Below are 21,926 nucleotides of genomic sequence, written 5' to 3'. Positions count from 1 at the left end.
TCATTACGCAGATCGCTGGCTTCGATACGTTCCTTCGACGTCAACGGGTGCTTCGCCGGTAACGCGCACAACGCAGGCAGCCGATACAGCTCGGCGCTCATCACGCCGAACGCATCTGGCGTCGTCGTTGCAAAGCCGACGTCGCAATAGGCGGCCGATACCCAGCGCTGGATTGTCCCTTCGCTGCGCATCTCCATGCGGGTTCGGTCAAGGCGGCGTTGCGGCCCACGCAGATGCGCGAGCTGAACGGGCGCCCAAAGCCCGTTGGCGAGCCGCCGTTTTTTAACCCGCCGAAGCCAGAGCGCGGACGCGGACTCGTCTGGGTGCGACCGCAGGTTGTTGTCGAAGTGTCGTTCCTCGAATGGACCTCGTCTTGGGAGGTCCGTCATGGCGTCATGAAGGGGCTGCGCGAGGACAAGGAAGCGGGCGATGTCCACGAAGAAAGCCGCTTGCCGCGCCAACGACAATCAGCCGTCGTGCCGCGAGCTCAGGCGCGCGCGGACCGACAATCACCAACGCCTCGCGCATCGTTGATCCATCGACTGGCTTCAAGCCGCCTTGAAGCCGATCGCGGAGAAACAGATCGCGACGAACGAGAACACCGCATTGCCGGTCGTCGAGGTGAACAGGCCGCACGCCGCGATCACGAGCGCCACGGCGACCCACGCCTGCTGGAAGCGCCAGCGCGCGGAGAGCAACGCGAAGCAGTACATCGCGACGATCGCGATCATCCATGGAATCGTGTTGTAGAGGCCGACCTGAAAATCCGTGAGGCCGCCCATGTTGCGGATGATCGTCGGTAGCCAGAAGGTCGCAGCAGTAACCTCGGACTCAGCAGACGCAACAGTCATTTCCGGTTAACGGGGACTTGGCTCGACGGCAAACGACCTTTCCACCCCGCTGACGCCATTTCACGAGGTAGATGGAATGTGAAACTCATTTCCCGAGAACTCACATCACCAGCGGCGCAAGCCGGTCGGTGTCAGCGGAATGTGGGGCTCCATCCGTCCCACAGAGTCCATTTCACGCGCGTGTCGTCGACCGAGCGGGCAATCATGATGGGCGGTCGGCCGACATGTCTGTCGACCGGAAAAACTTGCTCGCGGATGTTTCAAAGTGCCGGCCATCGCCCGGAATGGCACCACTTTCACCTGCTGATCGCACCATTGACTGGGTCGTGTAGGCCGTACAGTTTGTCCAGCGGGTTCGCCTTTTCGTGAAAGACAGGTGCTTCTGGCCTCGTGATGAGGCACAACGTAAGGCACGCCACCCACCGGCGGCCGCAGCGATCACAGCGATGCAGCAAGGCCGGGCAGGAATCGGTGCAGCGACCGCCAGCGACCTGCTGCGCGCTGTTGGAAGTAGCCGGGTGCCCGCACTTGCCCGGCGCGGCACTCGCTGCACCATTCGAAACACGCCCCCGAGGAGGTGTCATGGTCCACGCCAAGCTTCGCTCATTAGCCGAAGAGTTCAATACTCGCTCGGCAGCTCTACCGACGATTGAGCACTACACGCTTTTTCGTGAGCTGCTTGAGCGGGTTTTTTCAGCAGGCTACACCGCAGTACAGTTCGCCGCCGCAATACGTCGCGGGACTTAATTTCCAAACTACTGCTAACGCTGGGAGCGCCGGTAACTATCACGACTGTGCTCGAGTCATTTGGCTCGCTTGAGTGCGATATCTCCCGCGCCGCCCCCGAGGCTGCCTGAGTTGTCCACCTGAGGTTATCTCCTGAGAGGATGAGCAGGACGCCCAACCGCTCGCAGAAGGACTTGGCGGGCGCATGCTTTCGCGCTATCGAACGATTTGCAAGCCATTGATTCATTATCACTTTGCCGACCTTACCGCCAGAATTTGCATGAGAAGTACGATTACCCCGATCTGCCGGTTCACGCTACTTGCCTTGCGCTCACTTCTTCCCATCGACCACCGCGACCACCTCGTCGCGCGTGTACTCCTTATTCGCAAGCGCGCCCGCTGACGTCTTTGCGAGCACGGCATCGAGTTCGCCCGGCTTCACTTCGAGAACCGGCATGCGGATATCGTGTGGCACCTTCTTGCCGGCCAGGATCTGCTGCGTGACCCAGAACGCGAACGTCGACGCGCCCGGCGGAATCGTCACCGACATCGTTTCGTAGCCGCTCTTCTTCTGATCGGCCCACCATGCAAGCTCTTCCTGACGGTTGCCGAGAATGATGATCGGCGTCGGCCGTCCTGCGGCCTTGATCGCCTGCGCGGCGCCGAATCCGTCGCCGCCCTGGGTGACGACGCCATCGATCTTCGGCAACGTCGGCAAAATACCCGCGACCTGCTTTTGCGCGACGGTCTGCGTCCAGTCGCCATGCACCGAGCCGACTATTTTCAGCCCCGGATACTTTTTCAGTTCATCCACGACGCCCTGGTGAATCTCGTCGTCCACCGAGACGCCCGCGAGCCCCCGGATTTCCAGCAGGTTGCCCTTGCCGTTCAAACGCTTCGCCAGATAATCGACCTGCATGCGACCCATACCCTGAAAGTCGACCGCGATGCGGTATGCGCACGGCTCGGTCGCGATTCCGTCGAACGACACGACCGTCACGCCCGCGCCGCACGCCTGCTTGATTACGCCGTTAAGCGCGGTCGGCGAAACCGCATCGACGGCAATCGCCTTGTAGCCTTGCAGGATCAGATTCTGGATCTGCTGGACCTGCTCGGTCGCCTGGCTTTCAGCCGTCGTGAAGCTGGGCGCGGCCGCAACGACCTTCTGCTTCACCGCGGGATCGGCCACGTTCGACCAGCTCTTGAGCATCTGCTGGCGCCAACTGTTGCCTGCATAGTTGTTCGACAGCGCGATCTTCATCGCCGACGTATCGCCCGTTGCAACCTGCGCCGATGCGCCCACCGATGCCGCGGCCAGACACAGCGCCACCGCGATTGCTGTCATCTTCATGTTCGTCTCCGGGTTTTGATGTTGTGAGTTTCACCGCCCCGCGCCGCGCACAGCGACGTGAAGCGAATACATGGACGAGGTCGCCGCGATAAACAGGCGATTGCGGTTGATGCCGCCGAACGTGAGATTTGCGACGACCTCGGGGATCAGGATCTTGCCGAGCAGCGCCCCGTCCGGCGCATAGCAGTGCACGCCGTCTTCCGCGCTGGTCCACACGTTGCCGTGCTCGTCCACGCGCATGCCGTCCGGCACGCCGCTTCGCATTTCGATGAACACGCGACCGTTGCGCAAACGACCCTCGCCCGCCACATCGAACACGCGGATATGACGCGGCGCCTCGTCGTCGTGAGAAGCCGCCGAATCGGCGATATAGAGGCGCGATTCGTCCGGCGAGAACGCGAGGCCGTTCGGCTTCACGAAGTCGTCGCTGACCAGTTCCACCCGCGTGGTGTCGGGCGAAATGCGGTAGACGTTGCAGCGGCCGATCTCGCTCTGTGCGCGATACCCTTCGTAGTCGCTCAGAATTCCGTAGTCAGGATCGGTGAACCAGATGTTGCCGTTCGAATCGACAATGACATCGTTCGGCGAATTCAGGCGCTTCCCTTCGAAGTGCGACGCAAGCACGGTCACGCTGCCGTCGTGTTCGGTGCGCGTCACGCGCCGCGCGCCGTGCTCGCAACTGACGAGCCGGCCTTCACGATCGCGCGTGTTGCCGTTGCTGTAGTTCGACGGCGCGCGGAACACGCCCAGGCCCATGCCCGGCGCCCAGCGCAGCATCCGGTTGTTCGGTATGTCGCTCCATATGAGCAGGTCGGTCGCCGGGAAATACACTGGCCCTTCGGCCCACAGGCATTCATCTGTCAGGCGGCTCAGGAATGCATTGGGCTGAAGCAGCAGCCTGAAACGCGGATCATGCACTTCGTAGTCGCTGGATTTCATCTCCCCTCTCGTTCTTGACGTGAATCGGAAAAGCGATTGGCACCTCTTTACCGCACCGTCTTTCCGCCGGCCGCGACGGTCACCGCGATGATGAGCACGCCATAGACGATCGATCGCACGCCCGCATCCGCGCCGAGCGCGTTGAGCGCGGCGTTCGTGAGAAACAGGAACATCGACGCGCCCCACACGCCGACGATCGTCGCCTTGCCGCCGGCGACCAGCGTGCCGCCGATCACGACCACGGCAATCGAAATCAGCATGTACTCGACGCCCATGTCGAGCGACGCGCCGCCCGAGGTCGCCGCGAGCAGAAGCGCCGTGAGCGCCGCGATCATCGAGCACAGCACGATCGCGAGCAGCGCGACGATGCACGTCGACGCCCGCGAGCCACGCGGCCCGTGCGTTCTGTCCGATCGCCGACAGCTTGCGGCCGTACACCGCGCGATGCAGCAGCACCGCCAGCGCGACCGACAGTGCAAGCGCAAGGAGCGCGATATACGGCACGTTCAGGAAACGGCCGGTCGCGAACGCGCCGAGCGCGGGCGGCGGCGGCGGAAGCTGCCGCCCTTGCGTGATCGCGATCGACTGGACGATGAAACTCGACGACAGCGTCGCGATGATGGGCGGAATGCGCAACAGCCTGATCAGCATGTAATTCGCAAGGCCCACCGCGCCACCGGCACCGAGCGCGGCCGCGACGCCGATCACGATTCGCCCGTTCGCCCCGCCCATGACGTGCATGCCGATCACGCCCGCGAGCGCGATGGTCGACGGCACCGACAGGTCGATGTTGCCGACGCCCGACGTGATCACGAGCATCTGCCCGAGACCGACCAGCACCATGAACACGCCGTAGGTGAGCGCCGTCTGCGCGACATTGCCGGCTATGCCGAAGCCGAACACGCCGACGATGCCGAACCACACCAGCACCGCGCCGACGAACGACCACGCCCACGGCGCCTGAACGCTGCGCAAGCGCGACCAGGCGGTTTCGTCTGCGCCGATTGCCCTGCCGGTTAGCTGCGATTTCATTGGCGCTCCCCGCGTTGCAGCAGCACGCGCAACGACAGCACGACGACGAGGATCGCGCCTTGCATGCCGACCTGCCAGTCCGCCGAGATATTGAGGAAGGCGAGGAACGACGCCGCGAGCGTCAGTGTGATTGCACCGAGCACCGCGCCGATCACCGACACGCGCCCGCCGATGAATTCGCCGCCGCCGAGTATCACCGCCGCGATGGACAGCAGCGTGTAGCGCAGCGCCAGATTCGCGTCGGCGGAAGTCGTGAGGCCGAGCAGCGACAGACCCGACAGCACGCCGAAGATGCCCGCGACTCCGTACAGCGTCGCCTTACTGCGCACGAGCGACCAGCCGAAGCGGCGCATCGCGCGCGGATTGCCGCCCGCGCCACGGATGCGAACGCCGGCCGAGGTGCGCATCAACAGCACGTGCCCGATGATCGCGACCACCACCGACCACACGATCGGCGCCGCGATGAACGGTGTCTGATAGTTCATCGCCGTGCCGATCCAGCCGGGAGTCGTGCCGCCCGGCGAAGGCAGCAGCACGATCGCAAGGCCGCTCCACACGAACGACAGACCGAGCGTGACGACGATCGACGGTATCTGCCGCAGCTCGATCAGCGCGCCGACTGCTGCATACGCGAGCACGCAGCCGATCAGCGCGAGCACACCGAGCCACGGTTCCTTAACCAGCAGCGTCGCGCCGATGCACGCCACCAGACTCACGAAAGAACCGATCGACAGATCGAGGTCGTTCACGGTGATGATCGCGAGCTGCGCGAGCGTCGCGAGTACGATCGGCACCGCCAGATTGAGCAGCAGACTGGAGCCGAAATAGCTCATCACCGCGGGCTGCATGATCAGGATCGGCACGAGCACCGCGATCAGCGAGATTGCAGGAAGCAGCGCGCGCAGGCGGGCCTGCGTGCTCTGACGACGGTTGCGCTCGAAGATGTCGTGCAACGCGCGGGCGGCCGGGTGTGGATGCAGGTCTACATGTATCGCACGCGCGAGTTCGTCGCAAAGCTCGCGCAACGCTCGCTTGCGGCCGGAATCGAAGCGCTGGTCGTTACGACGGACAGCGCAGTGTTCGGCAAACGCGAATGGGATCTGCGCAACTACATCAAGCCGTTGATGCTCGACTGGCGCAACAGGTTCGACGTGCTGGGCCACCCGCGCTGGATGAGCAACGTGCTTTGGCCAAGCGGGATGCCGCGCTTTGCGAATCTCGGCGACCTGTTACCGCCGGGGCAGACCAGCGTGAAGGGTGCGACGATTACGCTGGGTCAGCAGCTCGATCCGTCGCTGTGCTGGGACGACATCCGCTGGCTGCGTGATCTGTGGCCCAAGCGCCTGGTCGTGAAGGGCGTGCTGGGCGCGCCGGACGCACTGCGGGCGATCGAGGCCGGCGTCGACGGGATCGTGCTGTCGAATCACGGCGGCCGGCAGCTCGACGGCGCGGTGTCCGCGATGGACCGGGCGTTCGCGGCACAGGGTGCCCACGTGGTCGCGCATTTCCACGAAAGCGAAGCGGCTGCACAAGCGCTGCGCGCGGAATTGCCGGACCGTATCCGCCTGATTCGGGGTGACGTGAGCGAGGCAGGCGAGGCAGCGCGCGTCGTGCAAGAAGCGGCGGACATGCTAGGCGGGCTTGATGGGCTCATTAATAACGCCGGCGGCATGCTGGGACGCTGGCCTCCGTCAGCGCATCGGCGAGCCATTTTGAACAGGTCGTCAGTCTCAACGCGAGATCGGTCTGGGAAGCAACGTCTGCGGCCTATCCGTTCCTGAAAGCGGCCGGCGGCTACGTCATCAATACGACGTCCATCGCGGCGCGAACGGGCGGCGGCGCGGGCGCGGTGCTTTACGCAGCGTCGAAAAGCTTTGTCAGCAGCTTGACTCGTGGCCATGCGAAGGAATTCGTTGACGACGGCATCCGGGTCAACGCGGTATCGCCGGGACTGATACAAACGCCCTTTCACGACAAATACACGCCACCGCACATCCGCGCGTCGCAGACAGCGACGGTGCCGATGGGCAGAGAAGGATTGCCGGAGGAATGCGTCGGCGCATTCCTGTTCCTCGCGTCGCGCGCGATGTCGGGATACATCACCGGGCAAATCATCGAGGTCAACGGCGGACAACTGATGCCATGAAGGGAGAATCAGCATGAAACAGCGAAAGTTCGGGAATACCGAAAGCAGTGTCTCTGAAATCGGATTCGGCGCCTGGGCAATTGGCGGCTCATGGGGCGACGTCGCAGAGAGCGATGCAAAGTCAGCCCTGCACGCGGCACTCGACAACGGCACGACGTTCATCGATACGGCCGATGTCTATGGCGATGGCCGTTCGGAGCGGATCATCGCGGACGTGCTCAAGGAACGAACGGGGACACGCCCCTTTGTTGCGACCAAGGCTGGTCGCAGGCTTGACCCGCATCTGGCGGACGGCTACACGGCGGCGAATCTGAATGCCTTCGTGGACCGGTCTTTGAAGAACCTGGACGCTGAGTGCCTCGACCTGGTGCAGCTTCACTGCCCGCCGACGGAGGTCTATTACCGGCCTGAAGTTTTCGATGCACTGGACCGTATGGTCGTATCGGGAAAGATCCGCTGCTACGGGGTGTCCGTCGAGAAAGTCGAAGAAGGGCTGAAGGCGATCGAATATCCGGGCGTGAAGTCGGTGCAGATCATCTACAACATTTTTAGACAGAGGCCGACCCGGTTCATCCAGGAAGCGCATGAACGGGGCGTCGCCGTGATCGTCCGTGTGCCGCTCGCATCCGGTCTGCTCACCGGAAAGATGACGCGCGAGACGACGTTTGCCGCCAATGATCATCGCCTTTTCAATCGGAACGGTGAGTCGTTCGACAAGGGCGAGACCTTTGCGGGCGTTCCGTATGAAATCGCTCTGGACGCCGTCGACGAAATTCGCTCACTCCTTCCGCAGAATACGACGATGGCGCAGTTTGCGCTGCGCTGGATTCTCATGAACCAGGGCGTGACGACCGTCATCCCTGGGGCGAAGAACGTGGCGCAAGCCAGGGGCAACAGTGAGGCAAGCGAATTGCCGCCCCTGAGTGATTCGGCCATGGCTGTACTTCGCGCGCTTTATCTGGAGAAGATAGCGCCTCACGTGCATCATCAGTGGTGAATCTGCTGTTTCAGCAGCGCCACGGGTCGGAGCCAGTCCGAATTGCGAGACCGGCTTTCCGCTGGCGCCGTGGCTCTAACAGGCGCTCTTTTCACGCCCCCATCGGCCTGCAATGCAGCGCCCGTCGTAGCAGACGATGAAGCGGTTGCGGCGGTCTAGAACGACTGCTTGTGGCTGGGCCTAGCCGATCATTGCCCGCAGACATACCGTTCGGTTGAGAGCGGATCCATTACGTTCACACTGTCGGCTATAACCGATTACCCGCTGAACTTCCCTGTCGCCTGGCGCGGGGGACGACAAGCCTGGAATGGTGCACGTACGGGGCTCAATTGCCTGCCGCTCCACGTACGCCGCCACCTGCCGGTGCGCCAGGCGGAGTTTGACGCCCTGTCCGACGCCCCGGCGCCAGACCTAGTCCTCCCGTGATCGTCGACGTGCGGGAGGACGCGCTCCCGGCGACGTTACAGCACCATGCGCGCGATGGCGCCGAAGTTTTTGCGCTGGCATGGCAAAGGCGCATGCCGCTGTTTGCCGAGCTGGCCGACCGTGTGCTCGCCAAGCCACTCGTGACCGATCAGTTGCTCCTGGCGCTTGACGAAGCTAGCGGTCCCTGCGCCGCGTCGGACTGCCAGCGCGCGTCCGCGGCACCTCCCGCCTGACCCGCGCACCCCGTGGGCAGCCACATGCCCGGTTCGGTTGCTGCGGCCGCCAAATTGATCGCGCCTGGCGGCCGCGGCGGGCTGCCGCCGGCCTCACCAAGAAACTCGCCATGTTTGATGACACGAGTTATCGTTACTCGTGGACGTCCCGCCGCGCGGTAGTAACAAACTTAGTTGTGCGGGCGGATGCATTGACCCTAAGGGCGGACAGTGATTTATGTCAAATATGTGCTGTGTCCGGGAACTATAAGAGCTTGCGTTCGGACCGTTAATGGTTTAAATTCAGTCCTATGCCTATACCTTGCCTGGAGCATCCGATGCATCTCGCGGATCATGTGAAGCCAATCAGCTACCTCAAAAGTGAAGCGGCACAAATCGTCAAGGACCTGACGGAATCGGGAGAGCCGCTCATCATCACGCAGAACGGCGAGGCGAAGCTCGTCGTCCAGGACGTGCGAACTTACGAATCGACGCAGCAGACGATCGCGCTCCTGAAAATCCTGGCTATCGGCCAGAAGCAGATCGAGCGCGGGGATCATGTCGATGGCGACGAGTTCTTTGAGGAGCTCAATCAGCTAGACCACCAGGAAAAGCTCCGTTAATGGCGGCACCGTTGCTGAAGTACCGCGTCCTCCCGACCGCCCGGATCGGCATCGACGAACTGAGAAGCTACATCGTCCGCACATTCGGTTGGGAAACCTGGCGTCAGACCTCCGCACAACTGCAGGAAACGATTAAGCAGATTCGCCAGTATCCCGCTTGCGGTCACACGCCTGCCGAGCTCGAGGGCTTCTTCGAGGAAGGGTTCCGGGAGGCAGTATCCGGCAAGAACCGGATTATCTATCAGGTCCGCGACGATACCGTATTTGTCCATCTCGTGGTCGACGTGCGACGTGACCTGCCTACCCTCCTTCAAAGAATCGTGCTTCGGATGATGTAAAAGGTCCGAGCCGGCCTCCTCGCATTTCCGTCGAGAGCGTCGATCACGGACACGATGGGGTAACGCGAGGCAGGTCTCCCAGATGAGCCCTGCCTCGATAGTCCGATACGGAATCAGGACGCTTCGGTCGAAACTGCCTCTTCGCTCGGCGCCGCGGCAGGATTTTTCGTCGTCTTGTTCGCCACCACTTTCTTCGCGACAGCTTTTTTCGCCGGGGACTTCTTTACCGCGACCTTGCGACCACGCGTCTTACCACCGGTGTGGGCTGCGATGTCGGCCACGGTCAGGCCGTGCTTTTCCATGATGTCACGGATCTTCGCGACGACGTGGGCCGACTGCTTCGCGGCAAGCGCTTCGGCCTGAGCCTGCAATCTGGCGATTTTCGCCTGCAAGTTTTCGAGCGTAGCCATGCTTTCCTCATTCTGTATGTTAGTCGCCGAACTATGCCAGCAAGCATGACGTACGTCGATAGTGGGCCGCTGCAATTGACACAAGCATGGGCTTCTAAAACGCAATTGGGAGTTCTCGCCGCCCTCGGTCGAGACAAACTGACGAGCGAACCGCGACCGCTGATACACGTCTTACCAGAGGGTGCTTTTATCTTCTGCTGGAAACCGGCACCCATCTGCGATCCGGTACGATTGAGCAGATTAGCATCCGATGCAAAACGGCTGTCCGCAGATCATGTGGACGGACAGTTTGAACGGTACTCACGACGGAATAGATATGGATGAACGTAAGCGGGACAGCATGATTGCTTATCTCCGTCACCGGATGGAAGAATATGGCATTGAGCCGGACGACCTGGCTTCGGCAATAGCCGGTGATCAGGAAATCCAGGAGCGGGCCCGATATCGAAATGCGACTGGGGATACATGGACAGGCGACGGAGAAATGCCCCAGTGGCTGAAGCAGGCGATTAGCGCGGGACAAAGACTCGATCACTTTGAGACGGCGCCAGTGTCAGCCTCACCAATGCCTGATACGCGGCAAAAGACCATCGACTGGCGCGACGACCCTTTCGCCGGGAGCCCACTCGCGCGACAGCACGCCGACTGACGAGTTCGCTTTCGTACTGGACGAATGCCGCTTGCGATGTTGAGTTCGATAGAGCAGGCCTTATTCCCTGCCAGTCAGTGCGAAAGCGCGAGGACGGAAAGGCCGTCCGGCAAATCGCGTCGACAGCATCTCCACTTCTCCGGATCTCCCGGCTAGAACCGACGACTCCTGGAAATCCTCACCTTTACCGGCTGGACGCCTGAAAACGAACTGCGCCTGGTCCATCTGGTATGGCCGCGAAAAGGAGAATTCAGGCCGCAGCGTAGAATGGCAAATCTAGCTACCGGCGTATCGAATGAAGCATGGCCTCGCCTATAATCGAACACTCCGATTTTCAACGTCGCACGGAACGATAGTTTATGAGTCAAGCCCGCCAGCGGTATGCGGGAGCTCGTCAGAGCGGCAAACCCCACTACGGAAAAAAAGCCGCGCCCGACCGGCGGGGACAACCGTATGTGAAGACTCCGCCTCGAGACTCCACGGACACGGCCTCCATTTTCAAGACACGATCGTTTCAGTTTCTGGTCAACGCGGTAGGCGCAGAGAATATCGCCATAGCGCTCGAATCGAACCTGACGCGTGTGGCCGAACTGATGAAAGGCGAAAGGTTCACGCCCGAGACCGCCTTTCACATGGAAACCACGCTCGGGTTACCGCACGGCTTTTTCGACCAGCCCAATCCCGCGCTCGCGGATGAGACCATCGCTCGCCTGAAGTCGCCGCTTGACTTCGTTCAGATCGATGAAGGATTCGACGCAGGGTACGAAGCACTCGCGCCGGCTTCCGCCACGACCATTGACCCGCAACCAGTTCCTGAAGATAGTTTGTCTGAGGACGCGCAAATGCCCAAGAAAGTAGCTGACGGTTCGTCGAGAGCCGTCAAGAAAACTCGAAACAAAATGCCTGAACAACCGGTAGCTCGCGCGCCGCTTAAGGGGTCGCATTCGAAAGAAAAGGTAGCGTCCAGGACGCCGCAACAGCAACCGCTGGCATTGAGCGACAGCGTCGAGATCGAGAACATTCGACGCGCCAACCTTCGTCTCCTCACCAGTCGCAATGGATCAAAGGTAAGACTTGGCGTGGTCATGCAGATGAGTGGATTCAACATCGCCGATCGGCTAAATGGAAAGAAGCGCATGGACAGTGTCGAAGCAAGCCGGTTCACGGAGCGACTCGGACTGCCAGTTGGCTGGCTGGACAGCCCGCGCACCGAAGCCGAGATTCCAGAATCGGTGTCGAGTCTGCTGAGGCCTGCTCCGCGCAGTCGTGCGTCCGCTCAACAACACGATACGGTTGTGGCTGCAACGGCCCACCGCGCGGCAGGGAAACTCGCCGATGCGAAGACGCCCACGGCGCTGGCGGGGGCGGGCGCCATGGCTCATCCCGAAAACTCCTCACCTGTATCGGCGGACGTCGCGGGAGACAACGAGGAGATCGTCGTCAGCACGCAAAATCGCGTAAATAATCTCACTGACGACCTTGCCGGCCGCGCACCTGAAGAAAACGATTTCGGGGACGTGGCGCCGCCAACCGCAAGCCCTGAGTCGTCCCCAGTTTTCGGGATACCGCAAGGCAATCCGGCACCACTCTCTTTCGCTTGTGTTACCAGTCTGGACAATCTTCACGGTATACCACCGGTTGCGGAAGCATTGATCAAGACACTAGCCGGTAAAGCACGCACGGGTCGACTGGACGAACTGAAGGCCCTGGAGCTGCTGCAACAGGCTGTCCTTCTATAAGTCGGCGGTAGCGTGCCACGCTTTTCGTGCCTTGACCGATAGAGCGCATAGAGGTGCCCAACCAGTCCGACACCAGGCTCACGATGCCAGTTAAGCGGTGTCATTGGAACCTGTTCCGATGGGTGATGGGCTCGCGACGCACTGAATCGTCGTGTTAAACCCGCTCAAGGTGCCGCCCAATGCCCGGTGCGGCAAGGATGACAATCGGCCTGCTCCCGCCCTGGACGAAAGAAAGCTAAGCATGTCGACTCGTCTGCAGAGGCCCGCTTCAGATCGACGATGCGCCACCCTTTGCCGGTGCAGTGCGCTTTGCAAAGTGATCGAGCGGCATGCTGGCCACGCGGTTTTCCCGATCGATTTCGGGCGAAGGCATGTCGGGCTTTGTAGGTCGGCTCCCAGCCCACAAAAGGTTGTTAGCACCTCGCCAACGAACCTGTCAATCGGCGCAGCCGCGTGAGAGAGACCACGAGCCGCCGCGACTTGCGACGTCCCACCCCGGCGGGGCATGCAGCTAGTGCTCGCAGCGCTCCGTCGGGTTGTTTGTCGTAGCGCGTGGTCGGCAACATGCTCGAAGCGTTTATCGTGTGCAATCGCGCCGCGCCCCGCGAGCGCCTTCGATGACTCACGTTGAAGACCGCCACTGCCAACGGCAAGAGATCGCTCTGCGAGCTGAGTCCTCACTGAGAACTGTGTGCAGCGGGCGCTTCAGCGTCTCGCCTCAGTTGCGTCGACCTACACGCGCCGCTCCCGGTCATTGGTGCAATGGCGGATGTGCGGCTGCAATGCATTATGCATCTTTTCAAGGCAAGCAGATTGGCGCCCTAAAGTCGCAGTGGCAGCGCAATCGGTCGCCACGCTTCGCGGCTTTCGCAAAATGGGCCTGTCGGTCGCGATAGACGACTTCGGTTCCGGATATTCGAGTTTGGGATACGTTCGCAGCTTCATGGCGGACCGCCTGAAACTCGACATGTCATTTGTTAAAGGGATCGGCGTATCGACTGCAGATGAGGTGATCGTCAAGGCTGTCATCGCCATGGGGCGCACGCTAGGCATGCAAGTAGTCGCTGAGGGCGTCGAGACCCACCAGCAACTCGAGTTCCTCATCGAAAACGGCTGCGAGGAAATTCAGGGCTACTGGCACGCACGTCCGACGGACGCGGCCAGCGCCGCGGCTTATCTCGACACGCCCCCCATGGACACAGACGCTATAGGTGCCGCGCAATTCCACGGCGCCCGTCACAAGCGCGCGCAGGGGAAGCTGGACCCGCCTCGGTACACCAAGGTCTCGCGAGTGCCCCCATAAAAAGACGATTCGTGCGGTTTCGCTTTTCCTTATTCTCAATAACCTGCGCGAACTGCCCTCTCCCATCACTGTACGTTTCCGAAAGATCGTGATGATTGGTGTCGGGATCGGAAACGACTGCTGGGCTGAGTGGAAGGGCCATACTGAGCACTGAGCCCTTGCTTTACGGACCTGTCTTTGGCCAAAGCTGCGTGCGCAACGCACCTCGCGCGTCCTAAATCGACGGTGGACGACCATCGAGTTTGGGCCGACGGCCCTACCTCTGACTTGTCGGTCAAAGTTTTTCGAATTTATCGGTAGAGTCGCTTACAGCAGTCACTCGCCACACGCTTGGGGGCGTGCCAACGATCCGCTTGAAGACACGGGTGTAGTGGGCGTGATCAGCGAAACCATATTGGTGCGCTATTTGAGTCAGGCTCAGGTCGCCGTTCCGCAAATCCACCATCGAACCGCGAACTCGCTTTTCCATGCGCCAACTATGCGGCGTCGTTCCTGTGACGCGCTTGAACAGTCGCAGAAAGTGCCGCTTCGACATGTGGACGGACACTGCAATGGCATCGATCGAAAGGCCGTATCCCGGCGTCGCGAGCATCAAATCTCTCGCAGCCTCTATCGCCACGAGCTCGCCCGCCGCGCAGCTGTTTCGGATGGAGTTTCGCGCGCTGCTGCGTTCGTTCGGTTTGCGACGGAGGATTGCTCGGTCCATGTCTTAGAAAGCACGAGGGAAGATTCCCCATCTTGCATCGGCGCGAGGGCTTGCACATACCCCCGCGTCGTCAAATGACTCTTGAAACTAAATCAAGAATTCACGTCCCCGTCAGCAAGTGTGATTGCGCGCGTCGACCTGTGCAAACGCTCCCTGCAGGTTTTCCCTTGTCCGCTGCGATGCTGTCGTAAGCACGGCCATAGCGCCCCGTGTCACGGATCGCCGTTTTGGGGATCCGTCCTTTTCGTGCCGAAAATGGCGGTTAGCTCTGGAAAGCGTCGAAGATCAATAGCTCGCAATGAGGCGCGCCGCGCGAGATCGCACGGGCGGCAAAGCCTTGCTCCACGCGGTTGGCTACCGGAACCCGCCAGAAATCGCACCAAAAGTACGTTTCCCCCGTCCTGGCGATCAGAACTTGACCTCTGAGAGCCGCTGTATTCGCAAGCACGAGCCCGCAGCCCGACGCGCTCGTTGCACAGGACGCAGTCGGCGGTGAGCCCGGCCTGGTCGAGCATCGAAACCAAGGGACCCAGAAGCTGTAGCGTAGATATCCGTTCATACGTTCGACCTTGCCCTTCGTCTTGGCGCAGTCTCACCAGTGCGATTGAACGTCTCAGATTGTCATGCCCGATTTGCGGCTATTAGCATTGGTAAACCTTCGTGGCTACGTTATCGGCAATCCACACGTCGGAGGTCAGACCGTTTGCCAAGCCGTTGAGCGACTTGACAAACGGTTGCTCATTGAGGGGACTTCCTCCCCGTTGGCGTTCTCGACTATCCATCAGGGACATTTGATGCCGATTCGCGGCTTGCGCCCCAGCCTCGGGACGGGCTCATTCGATTACCCGTCTTGGCCCTACCTGATCGCTCAACCGATCTTGTCCTTCATAGTATTATTTCTGTTTGCCGTCGAACGAGGTCTGGTCTTGCCTACTCGATAGCGCAAGAGTACGGGCGCCGTTGGATTCGAGTTGTCAATTACGATATCAGCATTCTCGTCCGGTCGGCATTCAGCTCGATACATTTCAAATGCGGGGTTGTAGCGCAATTCATAAAGCATTTCGACATCAGTGCCGGGACCGTATCGTAACTTATCGCGTTCGATGCCTCTCGCGTTGGCTTCTTTCAGTTCGGCATACAAGAAAATGACGAGGTCGAGCGCAGGCCGAAGTGCCGGCCGCTGCAGGAACGAGCCATCCAAAAGTAAAATTGCGTCGGTAGATGCCCTCGCCGATGGCGCATCGATCGGAATATCGAGGTCTAGGTCGAACGACGCCAGACGGTAGACGCGATCTCCTCCGGGCCCCAAGGGGTTCAGCAATAGTCGTCGTACCGCATCGAGGTCCCGAGCGTCATGGTAGTAGCCTGCCGCTGAAAATCTGCCGCGTTGATAACGGACGGCCTTCGGGCGATGAAAGCCGTCTACGGAACCGTTAATCACTTCCCGCCCGGCGCGCACTGGCTCCGCGTGAGTCTCGAGCCCACCCTCCGCGCAGAGTGTCCCGTCATCGCTTGGTGCGCCGGACAAGACACGATTCCGACCCCGCGTGCGGCGCGGGCCGCACGGTCATCTGCCTGGGAACCCGCGTCTCTAGTGACATGGGGCTAACAGCCGACGTCGAACCGGATGTTCACGCAAATTCACATCAGCAGGGTCAAGTTGCGACCTCGACGAACCTCCACTAATCCGTGCTTGTGCAAGCGTTGCGTCGACGTGTTTTTGTCGGCGGTTAGACACGCCGTACCCCTTAGTCGGCATAGTGCAGCGCGATCGTCTGTCCTTCGATCCAGTATCCCGGAACAGATTGGAATTGCTTCCGTGAAGCCCGGCGACGGCGACCGCGCGGCGGAAGAACGCCATCCAACGAATGCAGGCGCACATGTCTCGGAGTACACCCTGAAAATCGGACCACTGACTCCCGGCTGATGTCCGGCTCATGAAGATGCCTCGATGGACCACGGCGTCGGTGCGGGCACGGCACACGGTGGCGGGACATCGATCGATTTGAAGTCAGCGGGACTCACGATCTCCAGGTATTCCATGTCGTCGGAGTAGTCGAACAGGAAATGCACGATGCCCGGCGCCTGGTGTACGCAGTCGCCTGCTTCGACCAGCGTTTCACGTTCGCCGTACATGAAGCGCGCCCACCCTTTCAGCATGATGACGATGTGGAAATCTGCTTCATGACGGTGCCATCCGGTGCCTGCCTCTGGTGCGCGATGCGCCCTGACGAGTTGCGCAACGACCTTTCCGCCTGTTGCCTGTGCGATGCCCAGATCGCGATATTGGAAGAAGTCGCGCAGGCCGCCTCCTTCGAACGGCGTATCGTCGCGCTTCACATGGGAAAACCGGGTTACGGGTTCGATGGACATCGCACACCTCCTGTTGAGAAGTTGGGCGTGAGATCAAGCATTTAGCATTCCAATGCGGAGTCCTCATTCACTGGTCGTGCGATCAAAGCGCGTATTCCTCAAAACAGATATGCGCGGCGAAGACATCGCCCGATCAATTCGACGTTGTGCCCGCAATCATTTCCGACTCGATACACCCAGGCATCAGGCGTCCATTGCAGACGATGAACGGCGAATACGGCAGTGCGCCCAACGGTAAGCGCGCTATCGGCCGACGGAAATACAGAACGATCGTGCGCATCGAACTCAGCTCGGGTGCTTGCATTTTCAGGATAAGGGTTTATACTGATTTCGTCTCCTCCATGTCTCCTCCTGATATGGATTCGGCCCGCCACCGCGCGGGCTTTTTCTTGCCTGGCCCATTCTCGGTCGCGACGTAAAGAGTGGATTGCTCCATCTTTCCAGCGGCACGCCATCCTGCCCGGCCATGTTCTCGCGTGATTCCGTAGCAGAAAAACACTCGCGGTAGGGCGTGCTGGGACTCGCGCTCTGTGCCCTCATCTTCAACTCGACGGAATTCGTTCCCGTCGCGCTGCTCAGTTCGATCGGCGAAAGCCCGCCATACCGCCTACCGACGTCGGCGTGATCATTTGAGCTGCTGGCCGACGCCTTCAGCGCCGCAGCCCCGGTTGACCGGCGCCGACTGGCTGGCGATCACCGGCGACGCTGATCCTGCATGTTGCTGCCATCGAGGCACTATTACCAGTTCCTTCAGTAGTATTTCGAAGACCCGAATCCAGCCCCCGCTTTTGCCGCGGTCTCTGCAACGAATGACATTTTGTGTTGCATTGCGACGCACACGTCTTTTACCAAATCGTTTTATCCGCGACAACAGACGCGTATACATCAATCGCTCATTTGCATCACTTCCCTATAAGTAATGCGTGCAAGGCCGTTCGAACTGTGCACTACCCCTCTCCCCTTCAGAACCTATAAGCAAAGCACAATAAAGCGTTTGTCTTTGCAGCGCCAACCAGCTTTAAATATGATGCTCGCCGCCGCGAGAAGCACGCCTTTCCTGACGCGCGGCTTGTCGTCTTCCGATTGAGTGCCCGTCATGGCTCCGCAGCGGAGCGGTCTCTTTTCATCGCCATCATGGAGCGCATGTGTCTGATCTAACTTCTTCGCGTCATGGGCATGCTTCGCCTCTACGCACGCGTGCCAGTGTGTCGAAAGCCACGCTGTACAAGTGGCTTTCGTGGGCTGTTCCGGCGCTTGTCGTCGTGTTGTGGGAAGCCGCGGCACGTCTGGGCCTCATCACATCGCAGGTGCTGCCGGCGCCAAGCAGCGTGCTCGGAACGGCAATCGATCTTGCGCGCAACGGCGAACTGTTCATCCACCTCGGCGTGTCGCTGCTGCGCGCTGCCGCGGGTTTTGTGATCGGCGGAACGATCGGACTTGCAGTGGGCATTCTCGTCGGCTTCTCGCCGTTCGCGCTGGCGCTGTTCGACCGCTCGATCCAGATGGTGCGCGCCGTACCCTTTCTCGCGATGCTGCCGCTCGTCATTGTCTGGTTCGGAGTCGGTGAAGTCGCGAAGATTTTTGTCGTCGCGCTTGCCGTGCTCTTTCCCATCTACATCAATACGATGCTCGGCATCCGCCAGATCGATCCGAAGCTGATGGAACTTGCGAAGGTGATCGGGCTCGACTGGACCGCCGTCGTGCGGCGAATCATCCTGCCCGGCGCGATGCCGTCGATCCTTACAGGCGTGCGCTACGCACTCGCTCATGCATGGCTTGCACTCGTGATTGCCGAAACGCTCGCGACGACCAAAGGCATCGGCTTTCTCGCGATGGATGCCCGTGAATTCCTGCAAACCAATGTCATTCTGCTGACCATGATCATCTACGCGATCATCGGCGTGATCGCCGATGCACTGGTGCGATCGCTCGAAACCCGCTTTCTGTCGTGGCACGCGAACTACGCGCAAGGAGTACGCCAATGAGCGCGAGCCTCGCTTTATCCCGTGAATCGAATGTCCTTGAACTCAATGAAGAGCGCGCGGCGCGGCCAGGGCTCGCCGTATCGGTACGCGGCCTGCAACGCCGTTACGGCTCGCGAGTCGTCATCGATGCGTTGGATCTCGACATCAACAAGGGCGAATTCGTCGCGCTGCTAGGTGAAAGCGGCTGCGGCAAGACCACGCTGCTGCGTGCGCTGGCCGGACTCGATAGGCCTGATGCGGGACAGATCCGTGCACCAGAGCGGCCTTCCGTCGTGTTTCAGGAGCACCGGTTGCTGCCGTGGGCCACGCTATGGGAAAACGTCGCGCTCGGCCATGAAGCGACCGTTGGCCGCACGGGTGCGGCGCATGCGCTGAACGAGGTCGGCCTGGCCGGACGCGAAAACGACTGGCCGCGGAACCTATCGGGTGGCCAGGCGCAACGCGTCGCGCTGGCACGCGCACTCGTTCGCGATCCAGCGCTACTCCTGCTCGACGAACCATTCGCGGCACTCGACGCGCTCACGCGTATCAAGATGCACGGGCTCGTCAAGGAACTCGTGGCACGCCATCAGCCCGGCGTGCTGATCGTCACGCATGACGCCGATGAAGCGCTCACGCTCGCGGATCGCATTCTGGTGATGCGCGCGGGGCGCATCGCCGCTTCCTTCCAACCCGAACACCACACACCACAGGAGTTGCGATCCGTCCTGCTCGACGAGCTGGGCGTACGTGCTGACTGATCGGATCGCTTTTCAGCATCACATCGAGGACTTTAAAACAATGAATGATCACTCATCTGGCCGCCGCCAGGTTTTGCGGGCGGCGGGTGGACTGCTGGCCGGTCTCGCCACCAGCAGCGTGCTGCCCGTACGCGCCGCCGAGCCTCGCGGGCTCACACGCAACACTGACACGGCGCGCATCGGCTGGGGCTATGGCAGCCTGCCCGATATCGCGAAGCAACGCGGCGTATTCGAAAAGACACTTGCCACGAAGGGCATCAAGGTCGAATGGATCGGCCCGTTTCCGAACCACGCACCGTCGATCCAGGCCGTGGTCGGCAACAGCGCTGACTTTGGCTTCTGGGGCTCGACAACGCCCGCGCTGGCCGCGATGCTCGCCGGCTCGCCTATCGTCTTCACTGCGTTCGACGTCTATTCGCCGCGCTCGACGGCAATCATCACGAAGAAGTCGAGCGGCATCAATTCGGTTGCCGACCTCGCGGGCCGCAAGGTTGCCGTCAACCGGTCGGGACTCGGCGAGTTTTTGCTGATTGCAGCGCTCGAGAAGAACCACATCGATCGCGACAAGGTCCAGTTCGTCTATCTGAATCCACCCGATGCCGCGCCCGCGTTCGCGCAAGGCAAGGTGGACGCCTGGTCGATGTGGTCGCCCGCCGTCGATATCTCGCGTTTTTCGAACGACGCGCACGACATCTTTAACGGAGGCCGCGACCTCGAATTCCTGATCGACTACAGCTCGCTTGTGACGCGCCGCAAGTTCGCCGACGAGAACTCGGAACTGGTGCGCGCGGTAATCGACGCGTATTACGTCGAAGGCGCGTGGCAGTCGGCGCATCCTGTCGAATCCGAACAGCTCGTGCAGCGCGAAGCGAAATATCCAGACCAGGTACGCGACTATCTGGCGAGCCTCAAGCGCGTCAACCAGTTCCACGAACCCGACGACGCGGCATTCATCGCGCAGTTGCAGCGCGCCGCCGATTGGCTCGCCGAACGCAAGATCATCAACTCGCGCATCAAGGTCGCGTTTTACAGCGTCAAGGTTTGATGCAGCCGCCGATGAACGCACACCACACTATCCGGGAGGAGCGCCACACGCATGGCTGACTCTGATCCAAACATCGCTCATAGCGGACAGCCGAAGCTGGTTTCGCCGTTGTCCGTTGCGCTCGGCCTCTCGGGTGTCATCGACAAAATCGCATCGACTGCGGCGGAGCGTGAACTCGCACACCGTCTGCCGCACGACGAGATCGGCACACTCAAGGCGCACGGCTTCGGCGCGTTGCGCCTGCCCGCCGATGCCGGCGGGCACGGCCTGAGCTTGAGCGAACTTCTGACGGTAGCCCGCGATGTAGCGGCGGCAGATTCGAATATCGCTCACGCGTTTCGCAACCACTTGTGGCAAGTCGAAGCAGCGCTCCGGCGACGAGATCATCCCTTTCATGCTCACGTGCTTGCATTGACTGCGCAGAAGAAAACGATCGGACTGAGTTTCGCCGAAACCGATGCGCCCGCAGCAGGCGCACGATCGAGCCGCGTGCTCAGCAAGCTCGAATGGGACGATACGCAACAGCACTACGTCGGCTCAGGCGACAAGGTCTACGCGACGGGCAATCTGTATAACGACGCCTTCGTCGGCGTCGCTATCGAAAGCCGCGAGGGCCGCACCGTGCAATATGTACTCGAGCGCGGCGAAGGCGTCAGCGACGATGACGACTGGCAGGGTTTTGGCCAACGCCTGACGGGCTCCGGCACCGCGAGATTTCGTACTGTGACGGTCCCCGCCGCGCATGTTTATCCGCAGGATCCGCCGCGCTCCGACGAAGCTGCGCCTTGGGGATTTACCTTTCATCAGGTGTATCTGACGAACTGCATTGCGGGCATCGCGCGACGCGTCGCATTGGACGCGGTCGACGTGCTGCGCGCACGCAAGCGTAACTTCTATCACGGCGAAACCGCGCATCCCGCCGACGAGCCTGTGCTGCAGGCCTTGCTTGGCCGCATCCGCGCATATGCCGCGAGCGTCGAGGCGACAGCCGATCGGGCGGTCAGCGCGCTGCAGCGTGCATGGGACGCTTATGGCACGACCGACGAATACGACGCGACACTCGCTGCAACGTTCGCGGCTTCGGAGGCCAAGGTCGTGATTGACGATCTCGCGCCGCAGATTGCCACCTGGCTGATCGATCTCGGTTCAGGCTCGGTTGTCTCACGCGTCGGTGCGCTCGACAGGCACTGGCGCAATATCAAGGTGATGGCTTCGCACAATCCGCGGCTCTACAAAGAGCGTCTGCTTGGACAAAACCTGTTGACCGGGAAGCTTCCGCCGACAGGCGCATTCTTCTGATAGCAAGAGGCCACGTCGTAACGTGGCCCGCTGTCA

Annotated in this window: 19 protein-coding genes and 8 pseudogenes; 15 read left to right on the top strand and 12 right to left on the bottom strand. The window is 60.9% G+C overall.

The features are described 5' to 3' along the window. Nucleotides 1-197, bottom strand: a pseudogene (locus tag H3V53_RS31030) (LysR substrate-binding domain-containing protein); the annotation flags it as partial. 36 nt (nt 198-233) lie between these two features. On the opposite strand from H3V53_RS31030, the pseudogene H3V53_RS31025 reads away from it, so the two are divergent. Beyond that, a pseudogene (locus H3V53_RS31025) lies at nt 234-359 on the top strand (hypothetical protein); the annotation flags it as partial. A 192-nt stretch (nt 360-551) separates the two neighbouring features. On the opposite strand, the pseudogene H3V53_RS31020 reads toward H3V53_RS31025, so the two are convergent. Then, nucleotides 552-824: pseudogene (locus tag H3V53_RS31020) on the bottom strand (MFS transporter); the annotation flags it as partial. Between the two features lie 609 nt (nt 825-1,433). Here H3V53_RS31020 and H3V53_RS31015 point away from each other — a divergent pair. After that, nucleotides 1,434-1,598: a hypothetical protein gene (locus tag H3V53_RS31015; RefSeq protein ID WP_336601115.1), complete on the top strand. Its 165-nt coding sequence runs from the start codon at nt 1,434-1,436 to the stop codon at nt 1,596-1,598. A 310-nt stretch (nt 1,599-1,908) separates the two neighbouring features. On the opposite strand, the gene H3V53_RS31010 is transcribed toward H3V53_RS31015, so the two are convergent. From H3V53_RS31010 to H3V53_RS30995, 4 genes and pseudogenes are all read right to left on the bottom strand, one after another. Further along, nucleotides 1,909-2,928, bottom strand: a complete 1,020-nt coding sequence (locus H3V53_RS31010; protein WP_060610779.1) for an ABC transporter substrate-binding protein — start codon at nt 2,926-2,928, stop codon at nt 1,909-1,911. Between the two features lie 30 nt (nt 2,929-2,958). After that, complete coding sequence (locus tag H3V53_RS31005; protein ID WP_336601114.1) at nt 2,959-3,867, bottom strand: SMP-30/gluconolactonase/LRE family protein; 909 nt, start codon at nt 3,865-3,867, stop codon at nt 2,959-2,961. A 47-nt stretch (nt 3,868-3,914) separates the two neighbouring features. Then, nucleotides 3,915-4,899: pseudogene (locus H3V53_RS31000) on the bottom strand (ABC transporter permease). Continuing rightward, nucleotides 4,896-5,795 (bottom strand): ABC transporter permease, encoded by a 900-nt coding sequence (locus H3V53_RS30995; protein WP_336601116.1) that lies wholly within the window; start codon nt 5,793-5,795, stop codon nt 4,896-4,898. Before H3V53_RS30995 ends, H3V53_RS31000 begins: the two are co-directional and overlap by 4 nt. Nucleotides 5,796-5,810: 15 nt before the next feature. Here H3V53_RS30995 and H3V53_RS30990 point away from each other — a divergent pair. The 6 genes and pseudogenes from H3V53_RS30990 to H3V53_RS30965 form a co-directional block, all read left to right on the top strand. Continuing rightward, nucleotides 5,811-6,365: pseudogene (locus tag H3V53_RS30990) on the top strand (alpha-hydroxy acid oxidase); the annotation flags it as partial. Next, nucleotides 6,351-7,045 (top strand): annotated as a pseudogene (locus H3V53_RS30985) (SDR family NAD(P)-dependent oxidoreductase). The pseudogenes H3V53_RS30990 and H3V53_RS30985, both read left to right, overlap by 15 nt. Nucleotides 7,046-7,058: 13 nt before the next feature. Continuing rightward, the gene (locus tag H3V53_RS30980; RefSeq protein ID WP_336601113.1) at nt 7,059-8,042 is read left to right on the top strand and encodes an aldo/keto reductase; all 984 of its coding nucleotides are present in this window, start codon (nt 7,059-7,061) and stop codon (nt 8,040-8,042) included. A 422-nt stretch (nt 8,043-8,464) separates the two neighbouring features. Then, nucleotides 8,465-8,701, top strand: a complete 237-nt coding sequence (locus tag H3V53_RS30975; RefSeq protein WP_336601112.1) for a hypothetical protein — start codon at nt 8,465-8,467, stop codon at nt 8,699-8,701. Between the two features lie 317 nt (nt 8,702-9,018). Next, nucleotides 9,019-9,303, top strand: a complete 285-nt coding sequence (locus H3V53_RS30970) for a type II toxin-antitoxin system Phd/YefM family antitoxin (protein ID WP_336601111.1) — start codon at nt 9,019-9,021, stop codon at nt 9,301-9,303. Continuing rightward, nucleotides 9,303-9,641 (top strand): type II toxin-antitoxin system RelE/ParE family toxin, encoded by a 339-nt coding sequence (locus H3V53_RS30965; RefSeq protein ID WP_336601110.1) that lies wholly within the window; start codon nt 9,303-9,305, stop codon nt 9,639-9,641. Before H3V53_RS30970 ends, H3V53_RS30965 begins: the two co-directional genes overlap by 1 nt. Nucleotides 9,642-9,829: 188 nt before the next feature. Here H3V53_RS30965 and H3V53_RS30960 read toward each other — a convergent pair. Beyond that, nucleotides 9,830-10,051 (bottom strand): annotated as a pseudogene (locus tag H3V53_RS30960) (H-NS histone family protein); the annotation flags it as partial. A gap of 316 nt (nt 10,052-10,367) precedes the next feature. Here H3V53_RS30960 and H3V53_RS30955 point away from each other — a divergent pair. The 3 genes from H3V53_RS30955 (at nt 10,368) to H3V53_RS30945 (ending at nt 13,742) form a co-directional block, all read left to right on the top strand. Then, nucleotides 10,368-10,700, top strand: a complete 333-nt coding sequence (locus H3V53_RS30955) for an H-NS histone family protein (protein WP_336601109.1) — start codon at nt 10,368-10,370, stop codon at nt 10,698-10,700. A gap of 359 nt (nt 10,701-11,059) precedes the next feature. Beyond that, on the top strand, nt 11,060-12,439 hold the full coding sequence (locus H3V53_RS30950; protein ID WP_336601108.1) for a hypothetical protein: 1,380 nt from the start codon (nt 11,060-11,062) through the stop codon (nt 12,437-12,439). Between the two features lie 832 nt (nt 12,440-13,271). Beyond that, nucleotides 13,272-13,742 carry an EAL domain-containing protein gene (locus H3V53_RS30945; protein WP_336601107.1) on the top strand — a complete coding sequence of 157 codons (471 nt, stop codon included), beginning with the start codon at nt 13,272-13,274 and terminating at the stop codon, nt 13,740-13,742. A gap of 274 nt (nt 13,743-14,016) precedes the next feature. Here H3V53_RS30945 and H3V53_RS30940 read toward each other — a convergent pair whose 3' ends face one another. The 5 genes and pseudogenes from H3V53_RS30940 to H3V53_RS30920 all read right to left on the bottom strand — a co-directional run bounded on the left by H3V53_RS30940 (nt 14,017) and on the right by H3V53_RS30920 (nt 17,707). Further along, nucleotides 14,017-14,448 (bottom strand): helix-turn-helix transcriptional regulator, encoded by a 432-nt coding sequence (locus H3V53_RS30940; protein WP_336601106.1) that lies wholly within the window; start codon nt 14,446-14,448, stop codon nt 14,017-14,019. A gap of 461 nt (nt 14,449-14,909) precedes the next feature. Continuing rightward, nucleotides 14,910-15,034, bottom strand: a pseudogene (locus H3V53_RS30935) (IS21 family transposase); the annotation flags it as partial. Nucleotides 15,035-15,316: 282 nt separating this feature from the next. Beyond that, nucleotides 15,317-15,976 carry a nucleoside/nucleotide kinase family protein gene (locus tag H3V53_RS30930; protein ID WP_336601105.1) on the bottom strand — a complete coding sequence of 220 codons (660 nt, stop codon included), beginning with the start codon at nt 15,974-15,976 and terminating at the stop codon, nt 15,317-15,319. 407 nt (nt 15,977-16,383) lie between these two features. Continuing rightward, nucleotides 16,384-16,821, bottom strand: coding sequence for a cupin domain-containing protein (locus tag H3V53_RS30925; RefSeq protein WP_336601104.1), 438 nt, complete (start codon nt 16,819-16,821; stop codon nt 16,384-16,386). Nucleotides 16,822-17,446: 625 nt separating this feature from the next. Beyond that, complete coding sequence (locus tag H3V53_RS30920; RefSeq protein ID WP_336601103.1) at nt 17,447-17,707, bottom strand: hypothetical protein; 261 nt, start codon at nt 17,705-17,707, stop codon at nt 17,447-17,449. A gap of 259 nt (nt 17,708-17,966) precedes the next feature. Between H3V53_RS30920 and H3V53_RS30915 the strand changes: the two genes are divergently transcribed. Genes H3V53_RS30915 through H3V53_RS30900 form a run of 4 tightly spaced genes read left to right on the top strand, consistent with a single transcriptional unit; the run spans nt 17,967 to nt 21,890 of the window. Beyond that, nucleotides 17,967-18,806: an ABC transporter permease subunit gene (locus H3V53_RS30915; RefSeq protein ID WP_336601102.1), complete on the top strand. Its 840-nt coding sequence runs from the start codon at nt 17,967-17,969 to the stop codon at nt 18,804-18,806. Then, on the top strand, nt 18,803-19,546 hold the full coding sequence (locus H3V53_RS30910; protein ID WP_336601101.1) for an ABC transporter ATP-binding protein: 744 nt from the start codon (nt 18,803-18,805) through the stop codon (nt 19,544-19,546). Before H3V53_RS30915 ends, H3V53_RS30910 begins: the two co-directional genes overlap by 4 nt. A 40-nt stretch (nt 19,547-19,586) precedes the next feature. After that, nucleotides 19,587-20,591 (top strand): NrtA/SsuA/CpmA family ABC transporter substrate-binding protein, encoded by a 1,005-nt coding sequence (locus H3V53_RS30905; protein ID WP_336601100.1) that lies wholly within the window; start codon nt 19,587-19,589, stop codon nt 20,589-20,591. Nucleotides 20,592-20,642: 51 nt separating this feature from the next. After that, on the top strand, nt 20,643-21,890 hold the full coding sequence (locus H3V53_RS30900; protein ID WP_336601099.1) for an acyl-CoA dehydrogenase family protein: 1,248 nt from the start codon (nt 20,643-20,645) through the stop codon (nt 21,888-21,890). The last annotated feature ends 36 nt before the right edge of the window (nt 21,891-21,926 follow it).

The organism is Paraburkholderia bengalensis, assembly GCF_037126505.1.
Classification (GTDB): Bacteria; Pseudomonadota; Gammaproteobacteria; order Burkholderiales; family Burkholderiaceae; genus Paraburkholderia; species Paraburkholderia bengalensis.
This window is presented reverse-complemented; position numbering and strand designations above follow the sequence as displayed.

Coding starts and splice junctions, on each gene's coding strand:
- H3V53_RS31015 (WP_336601115.1), top strand. CDS start 1,434: ATGGTCCACGCCAAGCTTCGCTCATTAGCCGAAGAGTTCAATACTCGC.
- H3V53_RS30955 (WP_336601109.1), top strand. CDS start 10,368: ATGGATGAACGTAAGCGGGACAGCATGATTGCTTATCTCCGTCACCGG.
- H3V53_RS30980 (WP_336601113.1), top strand. CDS start 7,059: ATGAAACAGCGAAAGTTCGGGAATACCGAAAGCAGTGTCTCTGAAATC.
- H3V53_RS30920 (WP_336601103.1), bottom strand. CDS start 17,707: ATGTATACGCGTCTGTTGTCGCGGATAAAACGATTTGGTAAAAGACGT.
- H3V53_RS30970 (WP_336601111.1), top strand. CDS start 9,019: ATGCATCTCGCGGATCATGTGAAGCCAATCAGCTACCTCAAAAGTGAA.
- H3V53_RS31010 (WP_060610779.1), bottom strand. CDS start 2,928: ATGAAGATGACAGCAATCGCGGTGGCGCTGTGTCTGGCCGCGGCATCG.
- H3V53_RS30900 (WP_336601099.1), top strand. CDS start 20,643: ATGGCTGACTCTGATCCAAACATCGCTCATAGCGGACAGCCGAAGCTG.
- H3V53_RS31005 (WP_336601114.1), bottom strand. CDS start 3,867: ATGAAATCCAGCGACTACGAAGTGCATGATCCGCGTTTCAGGCTGCTG.
- H3V53_RS30965 (WP_336601110.1), top strand. CDS start 9,303: ATGGCGGCACCGTTGCTGAAGTACCGCGTCCTCCCGACCGCCCGGATC.
- H3V53_RS30905 (WP_336601100.1), top strand. CDS start 19,587: ATGAATGATCACTCATCTGGCCGCCGCCAGGTTTTGCGGGCGGCGGGT.
- H3V53_RS30910 (WP_336601101.1), top strand. CDS start 18,803: ATGAGCGCGAGCCTCGCTTTATCCCGTGAATCGAATGTCCTTGAACTC.
- H3V53_RS30925 (WP_336601104.1), bottom strand. CDS start 16,821: ATGTCCATCGAACCCGTAACCCGGTTTTCCCATGTGAAGCGCGACGAT.
- H3V53_RS30950 (WP_336601108.1), top strand. CDS start 11,060: ATGAGTCAAGCCCGCCAGCGGTATGCGGGAGCTCGTCAGAGCGGCAAA.
- H3V53_RS30940 (WP_336601106.1), bottom strand. CDS start 14,448: ATGGACCGAGCAATCCTCCGTCGCAAACCGAACGAACGCAGCAGCGCG.